Below are 24808 nucleotides of genomic sequence, written 5' to 3'. Positions count from 1 at the left end.
CCTACACCCCACGAAGTTCTCCGCTCCTTCGTCGCTTCGATACTTCGCGGGGACCCCGGAACTTGGAGGCCGCCGATGAGCAACCGCACCTTCAACCTCCCCGACCTTGGCGAGGGTCTGACCGAGGCCGAAATCGTCGAGTGGTCGGTCGAGGATGGCGCGACTGTCGGAATCGACGACGTCGTGGTCACGGTCGAGACTGCGAAGGCAACGGTCGAGGTGCCGGTGCCGTACGCAGGCACCGTCGCGACGCGCCACGGCAAGCCCGGCGATGTGGTGGCCGTCGGCTCGCCCTTGATCACGGTGTCCTCCGATGAGGGGTCGGGTGCGGTGTTGATCGGCTACGGCACCGGACACGGCGGGAATGGGCGGCGCCAGCGCGCGGGCCGGCAAGGCGCGGGTGTCGCCGGGCCGCAACACGACTCGGCCAGCCCCCCGTCGGTTGAGCCTTCGCGAGGTACGAGTGACGTGTCGAAACCTCCGGTGGAACCACAAGCCCCCCGCGTCATCTCCCCGATCGTCCGACGCCTGGCTCAGGAGCGCGGGGTCGACCTGCGCTCGATCACTCCGGCGAGTGGAACGGTGATCCGTCGCGCCGATGTGGAGGCTGCCGCTACGTCAGCCCCGGCCGCCGCCGTACAGACCAGCGCACCCACCGCCGTACACAACGCCGCATCGGCTGCAGCCCAGCCCGTCCTACCGGCTTCAGTCGACGACGTACGCATCCCGCTGACTGGCGTCCGCCGGGCCATCGCCGAGAAGCTCTCCACCTCTCGGCGCGAGATCCCGCACGCCACCACCTGGGTCGACGTCGACGCCACCGGCCTCATCGAAGCGCGAAACCAGTTGCGCGACAGTGGGATCGAGAACGTCGGTGTCCTTGCCCTCATGGCCCGATTCTGCGTTGCGGCGCTCAAGAACTACCCGGAGCTGAACGCCTCGGTCGAGGGAAACGAGATCGTGCGGCATGGCCGGATCAACCTCGGGTTCGCAGCGCAGTCGCCGCGTGGCCTCGTGGTGCCGGTCATCAAGGACGCCGGATCCCTCACGACCCGCGAACTCGGCGCGGCGCTGGCGGACCTCACGGCCCGGGCGCGCACCGGCGACCTCTCCCCGAGCGACCTCGCCGGCGGCACCTTCACGCTGAACAACTACGGCGTCTTCGGAGTCGACGGATCAACCCCGATCCTGAATCACCCGGAGGCGGCCATGCTCGGCGTTGGCCGGATCATCGAGCGCCCCTGGGTCGTCGACGGCGCGTTGACCGTGCGCAGGGTGACCCAGCTGGGCCTTACCTTCGATCACCGAGTCTGCGATGGGGGCTCGGCCGGCGGCTTCCTGCGCTTTGTCGCCGATGCCGTCGAGCGACCGTTGCGACTGCTCGCCGACAGCTGAGCGCGGCTCGTGGCCACGCGGACCCCACGGGTCCACAGCTGCTGCGTAGGATTCGAGCCGGATCGAAACCCCACTGGGAGGAACCAGCATGAGCACCATCGTTCGCCGCGGCGCCGCCGTGTCCGTTGCCGCCGTCCTGCTTGCCGGCGGTGTCACTGCCTGCAGCAGCGAGGCCGCCGTCAAGAAGTCAGATGTCGCCAAGCAGATCAGCCAGAAGGTCAGCGCCACTGGCGAGAAGGTCTCGGACATGAAGTGCGATGACAACCTCAAGGCCAAGGTTGGCGCCACCACCACCTGCGAGGGCAAGGTCAACGGCACCAAGCAGAAGTTCAAGGCCACCGTGAAGACGGTCGAGGGCAAGACCGTCAACTACACGATTTCTAAGGGCTGACCAACCCATAGGACCACGAAAGTGGTCGCTATAACGACCGAAATCCTTTACTACGGCTGTAGTGGGCGGGCCCACTACAGCCGTAGTAAAGGATTTTCGTTGTTATAGCGACCAGTCTCGCTCGCGGTCAGAGAGCCGAAGCGATCGGCACCCCCGGTCGGTAGGCGAGGTGCAGGTGCGACGGTGCGTCGAGCACCGCAAGATCGGCCCGCGCTCCCACCTTCACGACTCCGATATCGCTGCGCTGCAACGACATCGCCGCGCCGCGGGTTGCTGCCCACACTGCCTCCGCCGGCGTCAGGTGCATCTCGCGGACCGCGAGCGCGATGACGAACGGTATTGAATTGGAGTAGCAGGTTCCCGGGTTGCAGTCGCTGGCCAAGGCGACCGTGGCGCCCGCGTCGATCAGATCGCGGCCGCGCGGGTAAGGCATCCGAGTGGAGAACTCGACGCCGGGCAGCAAGGTCGCCACCGTGTCACCAGCCGCCAGCGCCTCGACATCTGCATCGTCCAGGAAGGTGCAGTGGTCGACACTCGCGGCGCCAAGCTCGACAGCCAACGCAGCGCCGGGCCCATGACCGAGCTGGTTGCCGTGGACTCGCAGTCCGAGCCCCTTTGCCTTGCCCGCCTCAAGCACCCGGCGCGACTCCTCCCCGGTGAACGCGAAGGCGCTGTTGGGCTCGCAGAACACGTCGATCCACTTCGCATGTGGCGCGCACGCGTCGAGCATCTCGCCGACCACCAGATCGACGTACGCCGCCCGGTCGTCGCGCGCTTCCGGCGGCACCACGTGGGCGCCGAGGAAAGTTGTCTCCGGCGTGAACTCCCGCGCGATCCGCAGGCTGCGCGCCTCGTGTTCGACGTCGAGACCGTAGCCGGACTTGATCTCCCAGCTAGTCGTTCCCTGTGCCCGGGCCTGCGCCAACCGGGCCGCGATCAGCGAGCGCAGCTCATTGTCGCTCGCACCGCGGGTGGCGGCCATCGATACCGCGATGCCGCCGCCGTCGTACGGCTCCCCGGTCATCCGAGCGGTGAACTCCGCGCTGCGATCGCCGGCGAAGACTAGGTGAGTGTGGGAGTCGACGAAGCCCGGCAGGACAGCTCGGCCACCCAGGTCTTGTCGTTCGTCGGCGTCCGGGGCATCCGCCGCGGCACCGACCCACGCGATCGTGGAGCCGTCGATGACGAGCGCGGCGTCCTGCACGATGCCGAGTTCTCCTTCGCGGGTCTCGTCGCAGGTAACGAGTTCGGCGATGCCGGTGATCAGTGTCGTTGTCATGCGTTCTCCCACAGCGGTGCGATGGCTTCGTTCAACAGGCGACCGACGTCGCCCAGGCGGTGGTGGCCGTCGGAGACAACCGTCTCACCGCCGCGTACGAGGGTGTGCACGTCGGCCGCGCTCGCCGACAGCAGGATCTGGGCAGGGTCGGACCCAGCCGTACGAACTGAGTCGAGCCCGACGGTCACGAAGTCGGCGCGCAGTCCGACTTCGAGCCGACCTGTGTCGGCCCAGCCAATACTGGCGTGTTCGGTGGCCATCCCCAGCAGCGCCCGCGGGGTGAACCGGCCACGCTGATTGGTAACGAGTCGCTCGTGCATTTCGACCGCACGAGCTTCCTCGATCAGGTCGATCACGGCGTGCTGGTCACTGCCAAGCGAAATGCGAGCTCCGGCCTCCTGCAACGCTTTTGCGGGGCCGATGCCGTCGGCGAGGTCCCGCTCGGTGGTCGGGCAGAAGCTCGCCCACGCACCCGCGGCACCCAGTAGTCGGATGTCCTCGTCGGTCAGGTGGGTGGCATGGACCGCGCTCAGATTGCCGTCGAGCAGTCCGGCATCGGCCAGCAATTGCACCGGGGTGCGGCCATAGAAGTCCAAGCAGGCCTGGTTCTCGGCCGGTTGCTCGCTGACGTGGACGTGCAGCGGGTCGTTCGAGAACGGGGTGTCGCAGACGTGGCTGGCGATTGTCGCGGCCGCCTTCAGCTGGTCAAAGGGCACCGCGCGCACCGAGTGCATAGCCGTTCCGACCCGGAAACCATCCGCGCTATCAAGCCGAGAGACCCGGTCACCCCAGCTGGCCGCGTCGCCGTCACCGAAGCGCAGTTGTTCATCGTTCAGCGGAACGTGTCCGTCTTTGCCGAGACCGCCGGCCAGATAGCAGGTGTCCAGCAGGGTCAGCCCGATCCCGGCCTCGGCCGCGGCTTGCTGCAGCGCACGGCCCATTTCGTTCGGGTCGGCGTAGGGCGTTCCGCCCGGCTGGTGGTGGACGTAGTGGAACTCGCCGACGGTGGTGACCCCGGCGAGAGCCATCTCCGCGTATGTCGCCTTGGCTAGCGCCAGATAGTTGTCCGGGTTCAGTTGAGCGGCAACGTGATACATCCGCTCGCGCCAGGTCCAGAAGGTGCCGCCGTTGTCGTGCGTACGGCCGCGCAGGGCCCGGTGGAACGCGTGGCTGTGGGTGTTGGCGAACCCGGGCATGGTGACCCCGCGCAGGATGACGTCGCCGTCGGCGCGGGGCACCTGCTCGATCGCGGAGAAGCGCCCCTCGGCGTCCACCACCAACCGCACCCCAGACGCCAATCCGCCTGGCAAGAAAGCGTGTTCACACCAAAATGTCGTCATTTCACGACCTCCCAAATCTCGATCGGTCCCTCGACCACCGTCATCATCGGGTGTGGCCGCGGCTGCAGGCCGTCGATCACCGCGACCCACGTCTCGTCGCGATGACGCACCTTCGCCAGCAGGTGATCCCATTCGTAACTCAGTTGCCCGGTCGTCACTCGCATCGGCTCGACCTCGACCGGAGCCGGCGCATCGACCCGTCCCCGATCGAATCGGTAACCACGCCGATCAGCTTCGTCGGCGACGAGGTGCAGGTAGGCGATGATCCCGGCGAGCGGGTCGTTCAGCGCCCGCCACCGCTGCAATTGTGGATGCTGGCGGTAGCCCTTGGTGCGCCCGGCCAGCACCGCCTGCGCGAGCAGAGTCTCGCGCCAACAGGAGACCAGCGCGGCCCGGTCCAGCTGCGCGGGGTGTATCGACCAGATGCGCATCAGCCCGCCAGATCCCGTACGACGGTGGTCAGGGCGTCGACGCCGGCGTGGCAGTCCCGCGCCTCGGCAAACTCTTCAGGCGTGTGGGACGACCCGGTGGGGTTGCGGACGAACAACATCGTGGTCGGAACCCCGGCGTTGGCCAGGATGCCCGCGTCGTGGCCGGCGCCGGTTCCGAGCATCGGGGTGTTCGGGCCGAGGGCATCGCGCACTCGCAGGGTCAGCGCCTCGTCGAAGCGGGTGGTCGGGGTCCAGGATTCTTCACGCAAAGCCTCAGGAAACAGCCCCTTGAGGTCCTCAATGACGCCGCGGACCAGCGATTCCTCCGACGAACGAGCATCTAGCCACGCGGTCACGTGGGAGGGAATCGCGTTGACCCCGCCCGGGACGATGTCGAGCTTGCCAACCGTTGCGACACAACGGTGTTCACCGTCGCGCTGGGCAGCCGCCTCGCGTGCGGCGAGAGCGAACCGGGCTGCGTCAAGCATCGCGTCCTGGCGGTCGCCGAGGGCCGTGGTGCCGGCGTGATCGGCGCGACCGGAGAAGTCAGCGCGCCAGCGACCATGGGGCCAGATGTCGGTGCCGACCGCGACCGCGGAGGTCGCCGGATCCATCAGGGCGAGGGCCTTGCCCTGCTCGACGTGCAGTTCGACGAATGAACCGATCCGGGCGAGGGTCTGTGGGTCGGGGCCAATGTCGATCGACCGGCCAGCCGTCTGCAGCGCCTGGGCCATCGTGACCCCATCGGCATCGGTGAGACCGAGCGCTCGTTCGGCCGTCATCGCCCCTGAGATGACGCGCGAACCCGCGCAGGCGACGCCGAATCGGGCGCCTTCCTCATCGCCGAAGTTCACCACGCCAATCGGAGTGGTCGGCGCAAAGCCACTGTCTTGCAGTGCCTTCACCGTGGCGAGGGCGGAGACCACGCCGAGCGGTCCGTCGTACGCCCCACCGTCCGGGACGGAGTCGAGGTGGGACCCGATGACGACGCCGGGTGTCTGATCGGGATTGCCCCACCAGGCCCACTGGTTGCCCATCCGGTCCTGCGTCAGGTCAAGCCCGAGCGCGGCGCACTCCCCCGCGAACCACTCCCGCAGGGTGTGGTCCTCGCGAGTCCACGCGAAGCGGCGGTAGCCACCGGACCCGCCGTCGCGACCCACTGGCAGCAGGTCTGCCCAGCGGCTGTCGAAGTAGTCGGTCGAGGTCATCGAGGGCGCCCTTCCAAAGCGGTTTCGACGCCAACTGGCGCCTTAAGAGTGAGAGCCGGGCGGCACCGACGACAACGGTCGACGGCGCCGCCCGCCATCCTTACGCGTCGACCTGTTCGGTCGATGCCGGGAATGTCGATTCCGGGAAGATCGTCTGCTCCGGCGCACGGCTGGTGGCCCGACCCCAGAAGTAGAAGATCACTGCGGGAACGATCAGACCAATGATCCAGCTGATGTCCGCGCCGCCGAGGGCGTCGGTCAGCGGACCGGTGTAGAGCGTCTGAGCCAGGAACGGGATCTGAATCAGAACACCGATGACGTACGTGACCAGAGCCGGGACGTTGAACGCGCCGTAGCGACCGCTCGGGTCGTAGAGCGCCGGGATGTCGACGCGCTCCTTGGACACCAGGTAGTAGTCGACCAGGTTGATCGCGCTCCACGGGGTGAAGACCATCAGCAGCAGCAGGACGAAGTTCTTGAAGTTGCTCAGGAAGTCCGCCGAGGCCGCCAGGGCGATGACCACCGAGAGTGCGAGGAACACGAACACGAACACCAAGCGCATGGCTGGCTTGATGACCGTCTTGCGGGAGAAACCGGTGACGGTGGTCAGCATCGTCATCGCACCGCCGTACGCGTTCAAGGTGTTGACGGTCAGCTTGCCGGTCACGATGACGAAGTAGATGACGATCGCGATCGCGCCGCCACCTGCCAGGTCACCGACGAAGCCGACCTGGTTGTCCAGGAAGCTTGACTTCGGGATCGAAGCCAGCAACGCGCCGATCGTCATCGACCACATCGAACCGAGCACCGAACCGGCAAGGGTCGCACCGAACGTGGTGGTGGCCGCGGTGTCGACTGGCAGGTAGCGGGAGTAGTCAGCGACGTACGGGCCGAACGTCAGCTGCCAGCCGGCGCCCAGGGAGATCGCCAACAGGAACGGCACGAAACCGAACGTCGGGTTGCTCAGCAGGTGGGCGCCGTCGTAGTTGGTGAAGATCCGGATGGTGATCCAGGCGAAGCCGAGGATGCCAACGACGGTCGCGACGCGACCCAATGCGTGGATCCACCGGTAACCGAAGGCCGCGACCACGAAGGTCAGCAATCCGAAGATCACGATGCCGATCCAGGTGGCGTGGACGTGCAGGATCTTGTTGATCGCTTGCCCGGACAACACGGTGCCGGTCGCGGCGAAGCCGAGGTACATCAGGATGACCATCACCAGCGGAAGCGCGGCGCCGATCACCCCGAACTGAGCGCGGCTGGAGATCATCTGCGGAAGGCCGAGCTTGGGGCCCTGCGCGGAGTGCAGCGCCATGACGGCGCCACCGAGCAGGTTGCCGATGAACAGCCCGACGATCGCCCAGAGCGCGTCCGCGCCGAAGACGACCGCAAGAGCGCCGTCGACGACGGCCGTGATCTGCATGTTGGCGCCGAACCAGAGAGTGAACTGGTTAGTGGCGCTGCCGTGGCGTTCCGCGGCGGGGACGTAGTCGATGCTGCGCTGCTCGACCTGTGTGGTGGAGGCCATGGGAAGCCCCTTCCGATGTCGTGGGTCCCGAGGACCCGGTCATTGTGATGAGCGGATGTCAGTGGTTGCTGCCACTCTGGGGAGATGGAACAGCGGATGAGCTTTGTGACACTTGCCGTGCGGGACGTGGCGGCCACTCGGGCGTTCTATCTCGACGGTTTGGGCTGGTCCCCCGTGTTCGATGACGGACACGAGGTGGTGATGTTCCGCGTCGCCGACCGCGTGATCCTGTCGTTCTGGGATCGCGCCGCCTTCGCCGCGGAAGTAGGGGCCGAGCCGGCCACCGGAACGCCGCCGATCACCCTGGCCCACAACGTGATCGACAAGACCTCTGTCGATCGTGTGCTGGCGACTGCCCGAGCCGCTGGCGCCGTCGTTTCCGAACCGGCGGATCGGGTGTGGGGCGGCTATTCCGGTTACTTCACAGATCCGGACGGCGTGCCGTGGGAGATCTGTTGGAATCCCGATGAGGTGGGGCAGCTGGTGGTGCCCGAGGTGTCCTCCATCGGATGACCCGCGGTCGGCCGCCCCACGGGGTGGGTGCGGCGGCCGACCAACGGTCATGACATCAGGCTCCCGACTTCGGTGCCTTCGAGCTGGCGGCCTTCTCGGTGGCTGCCCGCTGGGCAGCCGCCGCGTCGCCGGCATCGCGAACGTTCGGCGTCATCGGAATCCGCGCGCCGCGCTCCTTCGCAACGTCGACGGCGCGCTGATAGCCGGCGTCGACGTGGCGGAAGACGCCCATTGCGGGGTCGTTGGTCAGCAGTGCGGTCAGCTTGGCTGCTGCGAGATCGGTGCCATCCGCGAGGCCGACCTGGCCCGCGTGGATGGAGCGACCGATTCCGACGCCACCACCGTGGTGCAGCGACACCCAGGTGGCGCCGGAGCTGGTGGCCGTCAGGGCGTTGAGCAGCGGCCAGTCCGCGATCGCGTCGGAGCCGTCGAGCATGCCCTCGGTCTCGCGATAGGGCGAGGCCACGGAGCCGGAGTCGAGGTGGTCACGACCGATGACGATCGGCGCCGAGACTTTGCCGTCCTTGACCAGCTGGTTGAACAGCTGACCGGCCTTGTGTCGTTCGCCGTAGCCGAGCCAGCAGATGCGGGCCGGGAGGCCCTCGAACTCCACGAACTCACCAGCTGCGTCGAGCCAACGGTGCAGGTGCTCGTTCTCGGGGAAGAGTTCCTTCAGTGCGGCGTCGGTGACCTCGATGTCCTTCGGGTCACCCGACAGGGCCACCCAACGGAACGGGCCGAGGCCCTCGCAGAACAGCGGTCGGATGTAGGCCGGAACGAACCCGGGAAAGGCGAACGCGCGGTCGTAGCCCGCGGTGCGCGCCTCGTCGCGGATCGAGTTGCCGTAGTCGAAGACCTCGGCGCCAGCGTCCTGGAACTCGACCATCGCCTGAACCTGCGCGGCCATCGACTCGCGCGACTTCTTGGTGAAGCCGGTCGGGTCGCCCTCGGCCTCGCGCTGCCATTCCTCGACCGACACCTCGGTCGGCAGGTAGGACAACGGATCATGCGCCGACGTCTGGTCGGTGACGATGTCGATGTGGATGTCGCCGGCCTTGTGCCGTTCGAGCAGCTGCGGGAAGACCTCTGCCGCGTTGCCGACGATGCCGATCGAGACCGCGCGCTTCTCGTCGCGGGCCTTGTTGGCGCGGGCGATCGCGTCGTCAAGGTCGTCGGCGATTTCAGTCAGGTAGCGCTTGGCAACACGACGCTCCAGACGGGTGCGGTCGACGTCAGCGATCAGGCAGACGCCGCCGTTGAGGGTCACCGCGAGCGGCTGCGCGCCGCCCATGCCGCCACATCCACCGGTGAGGGTGATGGTCCCGGCGAGGGTTCCACCAAAGCGCTTCACGCCGACGGCAGCGAAGGTCTCGTAGGTGCCCTGCAGGATGCCCTGGGTAGCGATGTAGATCCACGAGCCGGCCGTCATCTGGCCGTACATCATCAGACCCTCAGCCTCGAGCCGACGGAATTCGGGCCAGGTGGCCCAGTCCGGAACCAGGTGGGAGTTGGCGATGAGCACCCGCGGGGCCCACTCGTTGGTGGTGACAACACCGACCGGCTTGCCGGACTGCACCAGCAGGGTCTCGTTCGGCTCGAGGTCTCGCAGCGTTTCGACGATCGCGTCGAACGCTTCCCAGCTGCGCGCTGCGCGGCCGGTGCCGCCGTAGACGACCAGGTCGTCAGGGCGCTCGGCGACCTCGGGGTCAAGGTTGTTCATCAGCATGCGCAGCGGCGCCTCGGTCTGCCAGGACTTGGCAGACAGCTCGGTGCCTCGGGGGGCGCGTACGGGGCGTGCACCTTCCATGGGGGTCTCCTTACTTCAGGTCGAGACCGGTCGCGCTGATCGCGCTGCCGGCGGTGATGAGGTCGAATGCGGTCTGGATCTCGGGGGCCAGGAATCGATCCGGACCGGGGTGGCCGGCGTCGAGAACAGCCAACACACCGCGTACGGCGGGCGAAGGCTGCAAGGGGGCGCGAAGCCGGATGGCGCGAGCAGCAGTGAGCAGTTCGACGGCCAGCACGCGCTGCAATCCGTCGACACTGCGGCGCAGTTTGCGTCCGGCGGCCCACCCCATGGACACGTGGTCCTCCTGCATGGCGCTGCTGGGGATGGAGTCCACGCTTGCTGGTGCCGCAAGGCGCTTCATCTCCGAGACGATGCCGGCGGCGGTGTACTGGGCGATCATGTGGCCCGAGTCGGTGCCCGGGTCGTCGGCCAGGAACGGCGGCAGTCCGTTGCTGCGGGCGACGTCCAAAGCGCGGTCGGTGCGGCGCTCGCTCATGCTCGCGACATCGGCGATGACGATTGCGAGGAAGTCGAGCACGTACGCGACCGGGGCGCCGTGGAAGTTGCCGTTGCTCTCAACCCGGCCGTCCAAGGTGATCACCGGGTTGTCGACGGCGGCGGCGAGTTCGCGCTCGGCAACAGCGACTGCGTGGTCAAGGGTGTCGCGGGCGGCGCCATTGACCTGCGGGGTGCAGCGCATCGAGTAGGCGTCCTGCACCCGGGTGCAAGCGCTGGGGTCACGATGGCTTTCGCGAATTCCGCTGTCCCGCATGATGTTCCGTAGATTCTCGGCCGAGATGGCCTGGCCCGGGTGGGGCCGCAGTGCCTGCAAGTCGGCGGCAAACACGTCGTCGGTTCCGAGCAGACCATCGATGCTCATCGCGCAGGTGAGGTCGGCGGTCGCCAGCAGCATCCGCAGGTCGTGGACTGCCAGACAGAGCATCCCGAGCATGCCGTCGGTCCCGTTGATGAGGGCCAGCCCCTCCTTCTCCTGCAGCACCACCGGGGTGATGTCGTGTTGAGCCAGCGCGTCGGCCGCCTCAACGACCGTTCCGTCCGGCAGCGACACGTCGCCTCCGCCCATCAGGGCGAGCGCGCAGTGGGCCAACGGGGCGAGGTCACCGGAGCAACCGAGCGAGCCGTATTCACGAACACATGGGGTGATGCCCGCGTTCAGCAGTGCGACGTACGTCTCTAGGGTCTCGGGCCGAATGCCCGTACGCCCCGTGGCGAGGGTCGAGATGCGCAGAAGCATCAGGGCTCGTACGACCTCGCGCTCGACCAAGGGGCCCGAACCGGCGGCGTGCGAGGCAACCAACGAACGCTGTAGTTGCTGACGCTTCTCCAGCGGAATGTGGGTGTTGGCCAAGGCACCGAATCCGGTGCTGACGCCGTAGTGCGGAATCGGGTCGCTCGCGAGACCCTCGATGATCTTGCGCGACTTGGCCACCTCGGCGCGCGAGTCGTCGCTGAGCTCGATCGGTGCGTCGAACCGGGCGACGGCCACCACGTCATCAATCGACAGGGGGCCGATGCCGACCGTGACGGTCTGCGGGTGCTTGGTGTCTGGCATGTGATCCATTGCACAGCCTCCGGGCCTTGGACAGAAGACACCTCTAGCGCTTTCTGTCCCACATCTGGGACAGTTGGGCATGGCCGCCGCCGCTGACGCGATCGCCCTGCTGCAACTGCTCGCCCGCAAAGGCACTCCGCAGCCGGGCGCATCTCTGGCGCGCGAATTGAATCTGCCTCGGTCGACGACGTACAGATTGCTGGGTGTTCTGCGGAACGCCGGATTCGTCAGCCATGACGAGGAGGACCGCCGCTGGGGTCTTGGCGTGGCGGCGTACGAACTCGGTTCGGCCTACACGCGACAGGCCCCCTTGCAGCGCGTGGCGCTGCCCTCCGTCCGTGGGTTGGTTGACCGCACCGGACACAACGCGCACCTCGCGGTCCTGCACAGCACCGATGTTCTCTACGTGTTGGAGGAGCGGGCGCCCGGGCGTCCGCTGCTGATCACCGACGTCGGAGTGCGGCTGCCCGCAACACTCACCGCCTCCGGACTGGCGATGTTGGCCGAGCTGCCGTACGTGCAGGTTCGGGCACTCTTTCCGGGCCGTGACCAGTTCGTGCAACGCCACGGTGTCGGCCCCACCTCATTACCCGCCCTGCGAGCCGAGTTGTCGCAGGTGCGAGCGCGCGGCTACGCCGTCGAGAACGGCTCTGTCACAGCGGGTCTCGCCTCGGTGGCCGCCTGCGTGTGGGACCACACGCGGCTGCCGGCGGCGGCCGTCGCCTGCACCTTCACCGCCGACCTTGACACGGCGGCGCGAGTCGAGTTGGCCCGCGAGGTGACGGCGACCGCCGATGCGCTCAGTCGGCGGCTGGGCGCGCCGCTGACTACCCGAAGCTCACTGAGCCGCGGCGGCACGTTCTTCCTCTGATCGCAACACACAGAACTCGTTGCCTTCGGGGTCGGCGAGGGTGAACCAGCCGATGCCAGGCCCATGGATGTTGCGCCGGTCCGCGACCACGGTGGCGCCGAGCCCGACGAGGCGATCGGCTTCCTCGTCACGGGTGCCACTGCGCGGACGCAGGTCGAGGTGCAGCCGGTTCTTGACGGACTTTGCGTCCGGCACCTCGATGAACAACAGGTGGTGGCCGGTGCCGGGGTCGAGGATCATGCATTCCTGGTGGCCCGGCTCGTTCGGGTCGTCCGGCACATCGATGTAGCCGAGCACCTTCTTCCAGAACTCCGATTGCGCGTAGGCATCGAGGGAATCAACAGCGGTGTGGGACACGAAGGAAGTCATGGCCTCAGTCCACCACCGGGGTTGCTCGCGCGGCCACCCACTTTTCCCCGAATCAGGTGGTCAGCAGCACCTTTCCGATGTGGGACGACTCGTCCAACAGCTTGTGGGCCGCGGCGACCTGGTCGAGCGGGAAGGTGCGGTCCACGACCGGCTTGATGCGACCAGCTTCGATCAGCGGCCAGACATGTTCCCGGGCGGACTGCACGACGCGCGCCTTGTCGGCCCGGTCGCGGCCGCGCAATGAGGTCGCCGTCAGGGATGCGCGCTTGGCCAGCAGTTTGCCGATATTGAGGTCGGCCTTCGCGCCGCCTTGCATGCCGATGATCACCAGTCGGCCATCGGGAGCGAGCGCGTCGATGTTGCGGTCCAGGTATTTCGCGCCGATGACATCGAGGATCACGTCAGCTCCGCGCCCGTCGGTGGCCCGCCGGATCTCTTCGACGAAATCCTGCTCGTGATAGTCGATAAGAATCTCGGCCCCCAATTCCCGGCAGCGCTCAAGTTTTGCGGCCGACCCGGCCGTGACTGCCACCCGTGCCCCGAGGCTGCGGGCAATCTGGATGGACATCGTGCCGATCCCGCTCGACCCGCCGTGCTGCAGGAAGACTTCGCCGTCGGCCAGATGGGCGGTCATCTCGATGTTCGACCAGACGGTGCAGACGACCTCCGGCAGCGCTGCGGCCTCCACCAGCGACACGCCGGCAGGGACGGGCAGCAGCTGACCGACCGGCACCACCACCTGTTCGGCGTAGCCACCACCAGCCAGCAACGCGCACACCTCGTCGCCGATGATCCACCCGGTGACGGCGTCACCGAGCACCTTGATGCGTCCGCTCACCTCCAGGCCCGGGATCTCCGACTCACCCTTCGGCGGCGGATAGAACCCCTGTCGTTGCAACAGATCGGCGCGGTTCACGCCGGCGGCGACCACCTCGACGACGACTTCACCGACCCCCGGAGTGGGGTCGGGCACCTCGGCCAGGGTCAGAACGTCTTCGGCACCGAATTCGGGAAGGGTCACGGCTCGCATGCCTCCACCGTACGAGCCTCGCCGTACTGACCCCGCCCCTCATGCTTGACCTGACCCACAATACTCGGTATACATGTGCCTCATCAGGGGAAATACCCGGTATACACAAGGGGTCGGGGATGTCGGTCAAACACTCGTTGCTCGCGCTGCTGGCGGTGCAACCGATGTACGGCGCGCAGCTGCGCCAGGAATTCGAAGCACGTACGGGCGGAACCTGGCCGCTGAACGTCGGGCAGGTCTACACCACGCTGAACCGCCTCGAACGCGACGGGCTGGTGGAGAGCAACGGCGAGGCCGACGACGAGGGTCGGATCGCCTACCGCCTCACCGAGGACGGCCGCGCCGAGATCACCCGCTGGTGGACGATTCCTGTCGATCGCGATCAGACCCCGCGCAACGAACTCGCGATCAAGCTCGCGCTCGCGGTCACGTTGGGTGACGTTGATGTGCAGCAAGTCGTACAGATCCAACGCACCGCGACCATGCGACAGATGCGCGATCTCACTCGGCTGAAGGCCAGCGTCGAGAACGACCTCGCTTGGAGCCTGGTGCTCGACAACCTCATCTTCACCGCCGAAGCCGAGCTGCGCTGGCTCGACCACATCGAAACCAAGGTGGTGATCGCGGGTCGGTCGGCAAGCGCCGTCGCCCCGGCGACGCCTCGCCGAACGGCGGTCAAACGATGAACGCGGTGGTGCTGGAACTGATTTCGGCCAGTCGTACGCACGGCGAAGGTGACGCTGCCGTCACCGCCCTGCAGGCGGTTGACCTGCGCGTACGAAGCGGTGAACTCGTCGCGGTCATGGGGCCCAGCGGCTCTGGCAAATCCACGCTGCTGAACCTTGCCGGCGGCCTGGACTCCCCCACTTCCGGCCAGGTCCTCGTCAGGGGGACGGACCTGACCGGACTCACCTCGAAGGCGATGGCCAGGTTGCGCCGCGAGACCCTCGGGTTCGTTTTCCAGGATCTGAACCTGATCCCGTCGTTGACCGCGGCCGAGAACGTCGCGCTACCGCTGGAACTGAGCGGGGTCTCGCCCCGCAACGCCCGAGCCCAGGCGCTCGACGCCCTGTCGAGCGTCGGCATTGCCGACCTTGCGGACCGCTTCGCCGAGAACATGTCCGGGGGCCAACAGCAGCGGGCGGCGATCGCGCGCGCGTTGATCGGTGACCGCGAACTGATCCTCGCCGACGAACCCACCGGGGCTCTCGATTCCCGGACTGGTGAGGCCGTGTTGCGAGTCTTACGCGAGCGCTGTGACGCGGGCGCCGCCGGACTGCTGGTCACGCACGACGCTCGCCACGCGGCGTGGGCCGACCGCGTGGTGTTCCTGCGCGACGGAGTCGTCGTCGATTCGACCGGCGATCCGGACGATGCCGATTCGCTCCTGGCAAGGGTCGACTGATGGGGGCCTGGCGCCTGATGATCCGGTTGGCTCGGCGCGATCTGCGCCGCCATCGCGGACGCGCCTTGCTGACCGCGGCGCTGGTCGCGCTGCCGACGCTTGTCCTGGCCACGCTGGCAACGGCGGTCGCGACGCTGACGGTCGACAACTCCGAGAGTCTGTCCGCCGACCTCGGGTCGACGCCGGCGGCGGTCACCGTTGTCATGACCGGAAGCCCTGGCTCCAACCAGGTTGGCGTGAAGCAACTGACCGCGGATCCGCAGAGCCTCGGCGACATGGGAGTCGCCGGCAATCTGCTGCACGGAAAACAGGCCACGAGCGCCGAAGCGATCAGTGAGGTCACTGGCGGCACAGCGCGCCCGCTGTCGGTCAAATCCACCCGGGTCGTTCTCGGAGAACGCCGGATTCGGGCAAACGTTCTCGGTGTCGACGGCCGACTGCCGGCCTACTCCGGAACCGCAACGCTGACGTCTGGCCGCTGGCCTCGTACGCCGAACGAGGTCTTGGTGACCGACGCAGGCCGATCGATCGGCATCCCGAGCCACGGAACATTCGCGCTGCACAGCGACGGAAGCACCGACCGTACGATGACCGTCGTCGGCGGTGCCCGCACCCTGCAGGCGCAGGACCTGGTGACCCTGCCCGATGCCAGCGCAGGCTCGATCAGCTACCTGATCGACCGCGCCGATCCAGTGACCTGGACCGACGTGCAGCGGTGGAACAGCTACGGCCTGGCGGTGCGCAGCCGGTTGCTGATTGAGCACCCAGAGCTGGTGCCGCCCCAACAGGGATGGTCGACGCAGAACGGTGCCAGCACCGCGGTGCTCACCGTGCTGCTGACCGGTGGTGTCTTGCTGACCGTCCTCGTCGCCGGCCCAGCCTTCACCACCAGCGCGGACCGTCACCGGCGAGCGCTCGGCCAACTCGCCAGCAACGGGGCGACCCGGGCGATGCTGCGCCGGTACGTGTTGGCGCAAGCCCTGCTGCTGGGTGTTCTGACGGCCATCGGGGCGGTGCTCGTCGGCGCCGGCCTGGGAGCCGGCATCGTCGCCCTCGCGCGGCGGATTGCACCGCGCCACGCGTACGGCCCGACGGACTTTCCGTGGACCCAACTCGGCGGCCTCGCCCTGATCGCCGTCATCAGCGCCCTCGTTGCTGCATTGCTGCCAGCGATACAGGCCGGCCGGGTCAGCGTCATCGCGGTGTTGCGGGGGCATGCCTCTGTGCACAAGGTACGGGCCGGCTGGCCGATCCTCGGTCTGATCCTCGCTGCTGTCGGCGGCGTGGTGTTGTGGCGCACGATCACCAGCAACAACCTGTCCGGTGGAGAGGTCAAGATCGCCGGCAGCGGGGTGCTGCTCTTCGGTGGCGCCGTTCTCGCGCTCCCCTGGCTGCTGGCACAGGTGGCAAAGCTGGCTTCGGTTCTGCCGGTCGCCAGCCGCATCGCCACCCGCGACATCGGTCGCCAACGCAGCCGCGCAACCTCCGGGGTCGCGGCGGTGATGGCCGCCTCGGCGTTGATGACCGCGCTGGCGATCGGCGGGACGAGCGACATTGCACAGGCCAAGCGGGACTACGAGCCGTCCGCGCCGATCGGTGACGCGGTGGTGACCGGCGACACCAAGGACCTCGCGAGGTTTGCCGCGACCGCCCGTACGGTCGATCCGTCACTTCAGATCGCGCCGATCGCCACCGTCGGGCAGTACTTCGATCCGAGCAGCACCGCGCCGACCGGCCAACTGGTCTTGGCCGCGACCGGCAAGGACTGCCCGGTCCCGACGACCGCGGGCGATGCAGCAACGAGCATCGACTGCGCACCGCTCGGCGCAGGGGGCATGGGCGGCGTCGGCGCGCTGGATGCGTCGCAGGCGCAGCGGATGCTCGGCCTCACCGATGCGGAGCGTGATTGGTTGGCTAGCGGCAAGGCGTTGGCGTTGCAGGCGCCATCAGCCAGCGGCATGTCCTCGGATGGTGGGGTCGTCAACACCGTCCCCGGTGCGATTGCTCGCAGCGGACAGGTGCGTTTCTCGTGGACCACCGCGACACGTGGCGCGGCTGCCAAACCGCTGTCGCATCAGGAGGTTCTGCCGGTGAAGGTCATCGACGGAACAACCCCTTTGCGGTCTATATACCTCCGCGGAGGATCGACGATGATCATCACGCCGGCGGTCGCCGCGGCGCACCACTGGCCGACCGATGTTCAGCGACTGCTCCTGCGCGCCCCCGGCGGGATCTCCAGCGAGCTCGAACAGCAGTTGAGCGACCGGGCGGCCGACAGTGTGACGGTCTCGGTTGAGCGCGGCTATCAGGACAAATCGATGCTCATCATCGAGATCATGCTCGCCGCGTTCGCCCTCATCGTGTTGGCCGTGACGCTCATCGGGACGGCGCTGGCGCAGAGCGAGAGCCGATCTGACCAAGCGACCTTGGCCGCGATCGGTGCGCCGCGCTCGATCCGGCGCCGGATCGGGGCCGGATATGCGCTGGCGATCGGGCTGGTCGGTGGCGTCGCGGGCTTCCTGGTGGGGCTAGTGCCCGGCATCGCGGTCACGTGGCCGTTGACCATCGAGTCCTGGAACCCGAATGTGACCGGCCACCCGCTGATCAACATCCCGTGGATACTGCTGCTGCCTGCCTTGCTCGGGACCCCGGTGGTCGCTGCGCTGGTGGCGGTCCTCACTACCCGGTCGAGCCCGGCGCTCACTCGGCGCCAGGCGACCTGACCGGCGCCAACTGCGCAAATGGGGTTCACCCGGCGGGCCGCGAGGCAGGATGGAGGCATGACCGACGAGAACAACGACCCGCAGGGTGACGCGCTGACTCCGACGGCAACCAGCGGCGAGGACGGACGGTTCGTCGTGATCACCCCGGACGGCATGGGTGTGGCCAACGATTTGGACGTCGGCTCAGCCCCTGGTCCCGATTCGCGGGATCGCCCCAGGAGCGAGAACCCCGCCGACCTGGTCGAGCAACCGGCCAAGGTGATGCGGATCGGCTCGATGGTGAAGCAACTGCTGGAAGAAGTTCGTACGGCGGGCCTGGACGATCAGGGGCGGCGTCGGCTGGCCGACATCCACGCCCGCTCGATTGCGGAGTTGAAGGATGGCCTCGCGCCGGAGCTGGCCGACGAACTCGACCGGATCGTGTTGCCGTTCGGCGATGCTGCCCCGACGGATGCCGAACTTCGGATCGCCCAGGCGCAGCTGGTCGGCTGGCTTGAAGGTCTCTTCCACGGCATCCAGACCGCGATCGTCGCCCAGCAAATGGCTTCCCAGGCTCAGCTTCAAGCGATGCGCCGAGGACTGCCCCACCCGCAAGCGGCGTCAGGTGAGGACGGCGGAGACGATCACCCGACCGGGCAATATCTCTGAGCGGGCTGCCTACTCGTACATCACATAGTCCGGCGAGGGGCTCAAGGCGAGCACCTCGGCGGGGCTCATCAGCGGCCCGCCGGCGCGTACGTCTTCACCGAAGAAGAGTTTGAACCCGGGGTGGATGAACTCCGGTGTTCCCCTCATCACCGCGTTGTAAGCCTTGAGCTTGTCCTTCGGGACACCGATCCCGTCGACCGACTTGATGGTGACCACACCGGGGTGTTCTCCCAGTGCCGCCTCGTCGGTGAAGACCGACCGGCGCAACACGTGGACCACCAACGGCTTCTCCGGAAGGTCGTTCGCGGCAACAACGCCAGAGATGAACGCGGCGACCTCGTCGACCTTCCTGCCGGTGGTGCTGCCGAACACCTTCCCCGGTTTCTGGCCTGGTCCGATCGCCCACTCGGGATCGAGCGCGAGGCTGATGTGGGGCAGCTTCAGCCACGGCTCGTAGGCCTTGGCCTCGTCGAGGAAGTCGGCTCGGCCCGGCTGAATGTTCAGCAGCAACAACGACCCGTTCTTGGCCGCGACGTCGCTCCATTGCTGAATGAGGTTCTGCGGCAGGCGCTCTCGATACATCCCGTCCTTGCCTGGGAAAGGATGAACGACGGTTGCGATCATCTCCATGATCGGCAGGACCTTGCGGTCCGGCTGGTCGTAGGCGGCGATCGTGGTGAGCATCTTCTCGACCTGACCTTGCAGGTCGCCGGTCACTCCCAGTTCGCCGAGCGCCGGCGCTCCGGGCATCCCGCAGTAGCCAACCAGGCGGTGGTCCGGGAAGAGGGTGCGGCCGCCACCGGGCAGGGTCGTCGCCGCCGCGGTGGACGACGATCCACCAGAGGACGACCCGCCCGACGATGAGCCACCAGAAGTCCCCGGAGAAGGCGAACCACCAGACGACGAGCCCGTCGAGGTGGCCGACCTCGACCCGGTGTCGCTACACCCGGCAACGGTGAGACCCACCGCCGCCACGAGCGCGGACCGACGACTGAACTGTTTTTCCCCACCGACATGAGCGCCACCTTAAGCAGGCTGCAGCGCCAGCTTCCCGTCGACAAGCCGAACAACCTCGTCATCGACCGACAAGGTCGCCAGATCATGGGTGACCACGACTGTTCCGAGCCCGCGTTCGTGGGTCAGCCCGCGCAGCAGGTCGATGATCGCGACCCCGCGCTCGTGATCCAACGCGGAGGTCGGCTCGTCAACCAGCAGCAACTCGGGGTCACCCATCAACGCCCGCGCGATCCCAACCCGCTGCCGCTGACCGCCGGACAACTGCGACGGGTGCTTGCGGGCCACTGCCGACAATCCGACCGAGTCGAGCAACTCCATGGCGCGCGGACGGGCCGAACGGTCACCGCTGAGTCGCGCCACCATCTCCAACTGCTCGACCGCGGTCAGCGAACCGAGCAGGTGCGGTTGCTGGAAAACGATGCCGATGTCCTTGCGTCGCAGATCGGTTCGCTGCTTGCGGCCGGTCCCGGTCACGTCCGCACCCCCGAGGCGGACGTGACCGGAGGTGGGTTCGAGCAGCAGCCCGGCCACCGCCAGCAGGGTGGACTTGCCCGACCCGGAGGGGCCGGTGACGGCGATGAACTCGCCGCTGTCGACGGACAACGAAACGTCGTCCAACGCTGTGGTCCACCCGTCACCGTCGCGGAATCGCACGCTCACGTCGGTCAGTTCAAGAGCCTTCATCGCACACCTGCCAGAGCTGTCATCGGGTCGACGGTCACGACGCGGCGCAGCGCAGCGGCTGCACCCACCAGACCGACGACGATCATCAAGAGGAACGGAACGGCGACCGTCGAGAGGCTGATCACCAACGGCACGCTCCGCCGGGCGAAAAACCCGATCCCGAGCGCCACCAGGGTGCCGATCCCGCCACCGATCAGCAGGGTCAGCAGCGCTTGTCCGAGCGCGTCCTTCACCAGGTAGCCGGTGCGGGCACCGACCGCCTTCAGCACCGCCAGGTCACCCTCGCGCTGCACGGTCCAGACCGTGAAGAAGGCCCCGATCACCAGAGCGGAGATCGCGATCAACAAGCCACGGATCATCGTCAACGACCCGTTCTCGGCGGAGTAGGAACCGATCGAGGCGAGCGAATCGCCGGGCGCGTTCGCCACCAATCCCGTTGCCTTGTCGAAGGATCCGGCGTTGAAGCCAGCGGTCGTACGCATCGCGACGATGCTGCCCGCACCGGCGGTCGATCCGCCGGTCCGCAGCCACAGCGACCGCGGAACCCACACCACGGGCAGGTGACTGAAGGACGCTTGCGCATCAATCCGTACGACCCGCAGGTTGGTGCCCGCAACCGTCACGGTGTCGCCTACCCGCACAGAGTCGAGGCCGGAGCCCACGACCGCGGTTCCGGTGGCCAGCCCCTGCGGCGCGGCCGCGGAACCTGGGTCCACGCCGAAGATCGTCGCCGGCGCCGCCACCTGACCGACCGACACCCGGCCGGTCGTGATGCCGATCGGGTCGGCCGATTGAACTCCGGCCTGACGGCGAGCCGCCGCCAGCTGGGCGTCGCTGACCCGACTGGTGCCCATTGAGGGCGACTGACCAGCGCCCGGTTTCTCCAGCGCGACCTGATCGGCCCGCAACGAGGTGATCGCTGAGGTGCTCTGTTGCCCGAGTCCCTCGGTCAGCCCACTCAGCATCACCACCAACAAGGTGATCAGCGCGATCGCGCCCGCCATCAGCGCGAAACGTCCGCGCGCCCACCACAGATCCCTGATTGCCAGGAACACACAAGCCTCCTCGAGTTGCTTTTCTCCAGTACATCCGCAGCGGGCCGGAAGCACATCGGGCGAAGGGTTGGACCGCGGATCAACCGTTCGATGGACCCCGCCGGGAGGCGCAATCGACGCCGATCCCCTACCGTCGGCGGTGATGCTCGACAACCACGTCACCACCGAGAACCCCGTGCTGCGTTCCCTCCAGTTCGCGATGCACGGGCTGTTCGTCGTGCTGATGGTGATCGGGACCGTACGAGGGGCGCTGGACACCGCTCATCCAGCCTTGTTCGTCGCTGGTTGCGTCGGCCTGCTCGCCTGGTATCTCGCCGGGGCGATGCTCGCCCGAGTTCATCCCGGTGGCCGCGGCGGACCGGTGTGGTTCGCGGTGCTCTTCGCCGGCTGGGTCGGCCTGGTCACGCTCAGCGCCGAACTCTCTTGGGTGGCGTTCGCGCTCTTCTTCCTTGCGCTGCATGTTCTGCCTCGCATCCCAGCGCTGGTCGCGGTCGCGATCGGAACCCTGGTGGTGATCCTCGCCCAGATCGCGCGGCCCGGAACGGCGACGGTGCCCTCCATCCTCGGCCCGACGCTCGGCGCGATCGTCGCGGTCGGCATCTCCTGGATCTACGCCCAGTTGCGCCGCGAAAACGAACGACGACGCCGACTCAACGCCGAACTCGTTGCGGCGCAAGAGGATCTGGTCGCTACCAACGACGCTCTCGCCGGGGCGCAGCGCGAAGCCGGAGTGCTCGCCGAGCGCGCCAGGCTCGCCCGCGACGTCCACGACACCCTCGCCCAGGGCTTCTCCAGCATCGTGCTGCTCTCCCGTGCCGGGCTCGCCGGCGAGCCTGACCGCTTGACCGACGTCGTACGCCGGATCGAGGCGACCGCGGCCACTGGCCTGGCCGACGCCCGTACGGTCGTCCACGCCCTCACCCCCACCGACCTGGAGCAGTCCCCCCTCAGCGCGGCGTTGCGCCGGCTGGTTGACCGGCAAGGAGATACGCCACGCGTCGAGTTGGTGATCGACGGCGCCGAACGCGCGCTGCCGACCGCAATCGAGGCCGCGCTGCTACGCATCGCCCAGGGTGCGCTGTCGAACGCCCGGCAACACGCCGCCGCTGGCCGGGTGGTCCTGACCCTCGACTTCGGTGACACCGACATCACCCTCGACGTCACCGACGACGGCATCGGCTTCGATACCGCCGCACCGGTGATCCCCAGTACCGCAGGCGGATTCGGGCTCCGGGCGATCCGCGAACGGGCTGCCGCGAGTGGTGGCGAAGCCATCGTTGAGTCAACCCCGGGTGAGGGCACCAGCATCCACGCGCGCCTGCCGCTCGGAGGGAGCCAATGATCGAGCCCACCCGGGTTTTGCTGGTCGACGACCACCCCGTCGTACGCACCGGCCTTCGGATGCTGCTCGAGGCTTCCGGGATCCATGTCGTCGCCGAGGCCGCGACCGGCCAGGACGGGGTGCAGTTGGCAGCCGAGCAGAACGTCGACGTGGTGTTGATGGACCTGCAGATGGGCCCGGGAATGGACGGCGTGGCCGCCACCGAGCTGATCCTGTCGCTGCCGCACCCGCCGCGGGTGCTGATCCTGACGACGTACGACACGGACAGCGACATCTTGCGCGCGGTCGAAGCCGGTGCGGCCGGTTACCTGCTCAAGGACGCTCCAGCGCAGGACCTCGTCGATGCCGTGCACCGCGCGGCGCGGGGCGAGACGGTGCTTGCGCCGGTGATCGCCGACAAGCTGCTGGCGCGGATGCGCCGCCCTGCCCCCACCCTCAGCGCCCGCGAACTGGAGGTGCTGCGGCTGGTCGCGTCGGGGCGTACGAACCGCGACGTCGCGCGCGACCTGTTCCTCAGCGAGGCGACGGTGAAGACCCATCTGGTGCACGTCTTCGGCAAGCTCGGGGTGGACTCGCGCACCGGCGCGGTCTCGCGAGCGCGCGAGCTAGGACTGCTGCGCGACTAGTCGGCCAGCAGGCGACCCACCCGCCGCGGATCCGGTCGGCTCGCATAGGACGCCAGGATGCGACTGGTCGCGTAGTCCGGATCGGGCCAGCTGGCCAGATCCAGCCAGGCGAACGACATCGCTTCGCTGGCCGGACGCACCTCGGGCCGCACGTCACAGATGACGCGGAAGATCACGTCGCAGTGGTGCACCTCCGGATCGAAGACGACCGCGACCTCATCGCCGGGATCGATCCGGATCCCGGTCTCTTCGGCGACCTCGCGGATCACCGCATCGGCGGGGTGTTCGCCCCGGTCCATCAGACCGCCCGGCAGCGAGTAGCCCGTGCGGTGTCGCTGCCGCAGTCCGAGCACCTTCCCGTCGTGCTCGATCAGCGCGACGGCGCCGACGGCGTACGTCGGGGTGAAGGTGTGAATGACCCGCTGGGTCAGCGCGGGCGGCAGGTTGCGGTAGAGGCGGAAGGTTGCCCGCCGCAGCACGCCCGGTCGGTCGTGGCTCACGCTTCAACCGTTCGAGACGCGTGATGGCTGCGCACCGCCTTGGCGGCGTTGTTGATCACCGCAACCAGCGGCACCGCGATGAACGCCCCGAACACCCCGGCCAGCAGGGTGCCCGCGGTGACGCAGACCAGGATCGCCAGGGGATGAATGTCGACCGCTTTACCCAAAATGATGGGGTTCAGCAGGTTGCCGAACAGCTGCACGATCAAGACCAACGCGACCGCCACGACGATTGCCGTCGCAAGGCCCTGACTGACGAACGCGATCAGGCAGACTACGGCGCCGGCCACCAGCACCCCGATCAACGGCACCAACGAGCCGAGGAAGAGCAGCACCGCGAGCGGGATCACCAGCGGAACGTTGGCCGCCATCATCACCGGCACCATCGCGAGCGCATTGATCGCGGCCAGCAACACCAAGGAGCGCATGTACGCGGTCAGTGTCCGCCAACCAGCCTCGCCCGCTTCGCGGACGTGATTGTGGATGTGGTCGGGGAAGAAGCTGACCACCCAGCGCCACATCCGACCGTTGTCGAACAGCATGAACATCGTGGCGAACAGGCTGAAGACACCACCGGACAGGATGCCGATCGCGCCGGTCGCGCGGTCCACCGCGGTCGAGGCGATGTCGCTGTTGTGTGTCTGCAGCGTCTCGCCGAGGTCGACGGTGTAACGGTCCGCCTGTTTGGGGGTCATCTTCAACGGGCCGTGGATCAGCCAGTCGCGAATCGAGGCGAGCGCCCCGTCGAGCTGGTTGAACAGCGAGTCCTTGGAATACGCGATCTGGGAGATCACGAACCAAGTGAGATAGCTCAGCAGGGCGATGCCGCCGAGGAAGACGATCAGCACCGCTAAGACGCGCGGGACCCGATGTCTGGTCAGCAACGCGACCAGTGGCTGCATCAACGCGGTGATCATGATGGCGATGGCGACGGTCACCGTGACCAGCGCGATCTCGTTCAGCAGCCATAGCAAAGTGACCAGCCCAGCGACGATCGCCAGGAAGCAGAGCGACCACCACGCCGCGACCTGCACCCCGAACGAGACATCGTCGAATGCCCGCTTGGGTCGACCTGATCGATCACTCACCGG

General features: G+C 67.5%; 24 protein-coding genes. 10 read left to right on the top strand and 14 right to left on the bottom strand.

All coding sequences use genetic code 11. The features are described from left to right. Positions 1–75 precede the first annotated feature (75 nt). Both ACYU98_RS04790 and ACYU98_RS04785 read left to right on the top strand, forming a co-directional pair. Positions 76–1395 (top strand): dihydrolipoamide acetyltransferase family protein, encoded by a 1320-nt coding sequence (locus tag ACYU98_RS04790; protein ID WP_460467052.1) that lies wholly within the window; start codon positions 76–78, stop codon positions 1393–1395. 88 nt (positions 1396–1483) lie between these two features. Continuing rightward, a complete protein-coding gene (locus tag ACYU98_RS04785) occupies positions 1484–1786 on the top strand; it encodes a DUF4333 domain-containing protein (RefSeq protein WP_460467051.1) in 303 nt (100 codons plus the stop codon). 127 nt (positions 1787–1913) lie between these two features. On the opposite strand, the gene hutI is transcribed toward ACYU98_RS04785, so the two are convergent. From hutI to ACYU98_RS04760, 5 genes are all read right to left on the bottom strand, one after another. Beyond that, complete coding sequence (gene hutI / locus ACYU98_RS04780) at positions 1914–3065, bottom strand: imidazolonepropionase (RefSeq protein WP_460467050.1); 1152 nt, start codon at positions 3063–3065, stop codon at positions 1914–1916. Then, complete coding sequence (locus ACYU98_RS04775; protein ID WP_460467049.1) at positions 3062–4405, bottom strand: formimidoylglutamate deiminase; 1344 nt, start codon at positions 4403–4405, stop codon at positions 3062–3064. The genes hutI and ACYU98_RS04775 overlap by 4 nt, the downstream gene beginning before the upstream one ends. Next, positions 4402–4836 (bottom strand): pyrimidine dimer DNA glycosylase/endonuclease V, encoded by a 435-nt coding sequence (locus tag ACYU98_RS04770; protein WP_460467048.1) that lies wholly within the window; start codon positions 4834–4836, stop codon positions 4402–4404. Before ACYU98_RS04770 ends, ACYU98_RS04775 begins: the two co-directional genes overlap by 4 nt. Next, complete coding sequence (locus tag ACYU98_RS04765; protein WP_460467047.1) at positions 4836–6044, bottom strand: allantoate amidohydrolase; 1209 nt, start codon at positions 6042–6044, stop codon at positions 4836–4838. Before ACYU98_RS04765 ends, ACYU98_RS04770 begins: the two co-directional genes overlap by 1 nt. Positions 6045–6144: 100 nt before the next feature. Beyond that, on the bottom strand, positions 6145–7572 hold the full coding sequence (locus ACYU98_RS04760) for a purine-cytosine permease family protein (protein ID WP_460467046.1): 1428 nt from the start codon (positions 7570–7572) through the stop codon (positions 6145–6147). Positions 7573–7668: 96 nt separating this feature from the next. On the opposite strand from ACYU98_RS04760, the gene ACYU98_RS04755 reads away from it, so the two are divergent. Beyond that, on the top strand, positions 7669–8085 hold the full coding sequence (locus ACYU98_RS04755) for a VOC family protein (protein WP_460467045.1): 417 nt from the start codon (positions 7669–7671) through the stop codon (positions 8083–8085). Between the two features lie 55 nt (positions 8086–8140). On the opposite strand, the gene ACYU98_RS04750 is transcribed toward ACYU98_RS04755, so the two are convergent. Together ACYU98_RS04750 and hutH are read right to left on the bottom strand one after the other, a co-directional pair. Further along, positions 8141–9892, bottom strand: a complete 1752-nt coding sequence (locus tag ACYU98_RS04750; protein ID WP_460467044.1) for a urocanate hydratase — start codon at positions 9890–9892, stop codon at positions 8141–8143. A 10-nt stretch (positions 9893–9902) separates the two neighbouring features. Then, positions 9903–11447 (bottom strand): histidine ammonia-lyase, encoded by a 1545-nt coding sequence (gene hutH, locus ACYU98_RS04745; protein ID WP_460467043.1) that lies wholly within the window; start codon positions 11445–11447, stop codon positions 9903–9905. Positions 11448–11526: 79 nt separating this feature from the next. Between hutH and ACYU98_RS04740 the strand changes: the two genes are divergently transcribed. Next, positions 11527–12318 carry an IclR family transcriptional regulator gene (locus ACYU98_RS04740; RefSeq protein ID WP_460467042.1) on the top strand — a complete coding sequence of 264 codons (792 nt, stop codon included), beginning with the start codon at positions 11527–11529 and terminating at the stop codon, positions 12316–12318. Here ACYU98_RS04740 and ACYU98_RS04735 read toward each other — a convergent pair. Together ACYU98_RS04735 and ACYU98_RS04730 are read right to left on the bottom strand one after the other, a co-directional pair. Continuing rightward, entirely contained in the window at positions 12286–12687 is a 402-nt protein-coding gene (locus ACYU98_RS04735; RefSeq protein WP_460467041.1) for a VOC family protein, read from the bottom strand. The genes ACYU98_RS04740 and ACYU98_RS04735 overlap by 33 nt on opposite strands. 52 nt (positions 12688–12739) lie before the next feature. Then, positions 12740–13717 (bottom strand): NAD(P)H-quinone oxidoreductase, encoded by a 978-nt coding sequence (locus ACYU98_RS04730; protein WP_460467040.1) that lies wholly within the window; start codon positions 13715–13717, stop codon positions 12740–12742. Between the two features lie 119 nt (positions 13718–13836). Here ACYU98_RS04730 and ACYU98_RS04725 point away from each other — a divergent pair, with 119 nt between their 5' ends. From ACYU98_RS04725 to ACYU98_RS04710, 4 genes are read left to right on the top strand one after another with little or no spacing between them, the layout of a single operon-like run. Further along, positions 13837–14403, top strand: a complete 567-nt coding sequence (locus tag ACYU98_RS04725; RefSeq protein ID WP_460467039.1) for a PadR family transcriptional regulator — start codon at positions 13837–13839, stop codon at positions 14401–14403. Continuing rightward, a complete protein-coding gene (locus tag ACYU98_RS04720; RefSeq protein WP_460467038.1) occupies positions 14400–15122 on the top strand; it encodes an ABC transporter ATP-binding protein in 723 nt (240 codons plus the stop codon). The genes ACYU98_RS04725 and ACYU98_RS04720 overlap by 4 nt, the downstream gene beginning before the upstream one ends. After that, positions 15122–17845: an FtsX-like permease family protein gene (locus tag ACYU98_RS04715; protein ID WP_460467037.1), complete on the top strand. Its 2724-nt coding sequence runs from the start codon at positions 15122–15124 to the stop codon at positions 17843–17845. The genes ACYU98_RS04720 and ACYU98_RS04715 overlap by 1 nt, the downstream gene beginning before the upstream one ends. A 57-nt stretch (positions 17846–17902) precedes the next feature. Continuing rightward, positions 17903–18493: a bacterial proteasome activator family protein gene (locus tag ACYU98_RS04710; protein ID WP_460467036.1), complete on the top strand. Its 591-nt coding sequence runs from the start codon at positions 17903–17905 to the stop codon at positions 18491–18493. A 9-nt stretch (positions 18494–18502) separates the two neighbouring features. Here ACYU98_RS04710 and ACYU98_RS04705 read toward each other — a convergent pair whose 3' ends face one another. The 3 genes from ACYU98_RS04705 to ACYU98_RS04695 all read right to left on the bottom strand — a co-directional run bounded on the left by ACYU98_RS04705 (position 18503) and on the right by ACYU98_RS04695 (position 21249). After that, positions 18503–19243 carry a hypothetical protein gene (locus ACYU98_RS04705; RefSeq protein ID WP_460467035.1) on the bottom strand — a complete coding sequence of 247 codons (741 nt, stop codon included), beginning with the start codon at positions 19241–19243 and terminating at the stop codon, positions 18503–18505. 276 nt (positions 19244–19519) lie between these two features. Then, complete coding sequence (locus tag ACYU98_RS04700; RefSeq protein ID WP_460467034.1) at positions 19520–20194, bottom strand: ABC transporter ATP-binding protein; 675 nt, start codon at positions 20192–20194, stop codon at positions 19520–19522. Next, positions 20191–21249, bottom strand: a complete 1059-nt coding sequence (locus ACYU98_RS04695) for an ABC transporter permease (RefSeq protein WP_460467033.1) — start codon at positions 21247–21249, stop codon at positions 20191–20193. The genes ACYU98_RS04700 and ACYU98_RS04695 overlap by 4 nt, the downstream gene beginning before the upstream one ends. Positions 21250–21391: 142 nt before the next feature. On the opposite strand from ACYU98_RS04695, the gene ACYU98_RS04690 reads away from it, so the two are divergent. After that, on the top strand, positions 21392–22591 hold the full coding sequence (locus tag ACYU98_RS04690; RefSeq protein WP_460467032.1) for a sensor histidine kinase: 1200 nt from the start codon (positions 21392–21394) through the stop codon (positions 22589–22591). Then, entirely contained in the window at positions 22588–23217 is a 630-nt protein-coding gene (locus tag ACYU98_RS04685; protein WP_460467031.1) for a response regulator, read from the top strand. The genes ACYU98_RS04690 and ACYU98_RS04685 overlap by 4 nt, the downstream gene beginning before the upstream one ends. Here ACYU98_RS04685 and ACYU98_RS04680 read toward each other — a convergent pair. Beyond that, a complete protein-coding gene (locus tag ACYU98_RS04680) occupies positions 23214–23717 on the bottom strand; it encodes an NUDIX hydrolase (protein ID WP_460467030.1) in 504 nt (167 codons plus the stop codon). The two genes, ACYU98_RS04685 and ACYU98_RS04680, sit on opposite strands and share 4 nt — an antisense overlap. Then, entirely contained in the window at positions 23714–24805 is a 1092-nt protein-coding gene (locus tag ACYU98_RS04675) for an AI-2E family transporter (protein ID WP_460467029.1), read from the bottom strand. Before ACYU98_RS04675 ends, ACYU98_RS04680 begins: the two co-directional genes overlap by 4 nt. Positions 24806–24808 lie beyond the last annotated feature (3 nt).

It is taken from the genome of Calidifontibacter terrae (assembly GCF_054778835.1).
This window is presented reverse-complemented; position numbering and strand designations above follow the sequence as displayed.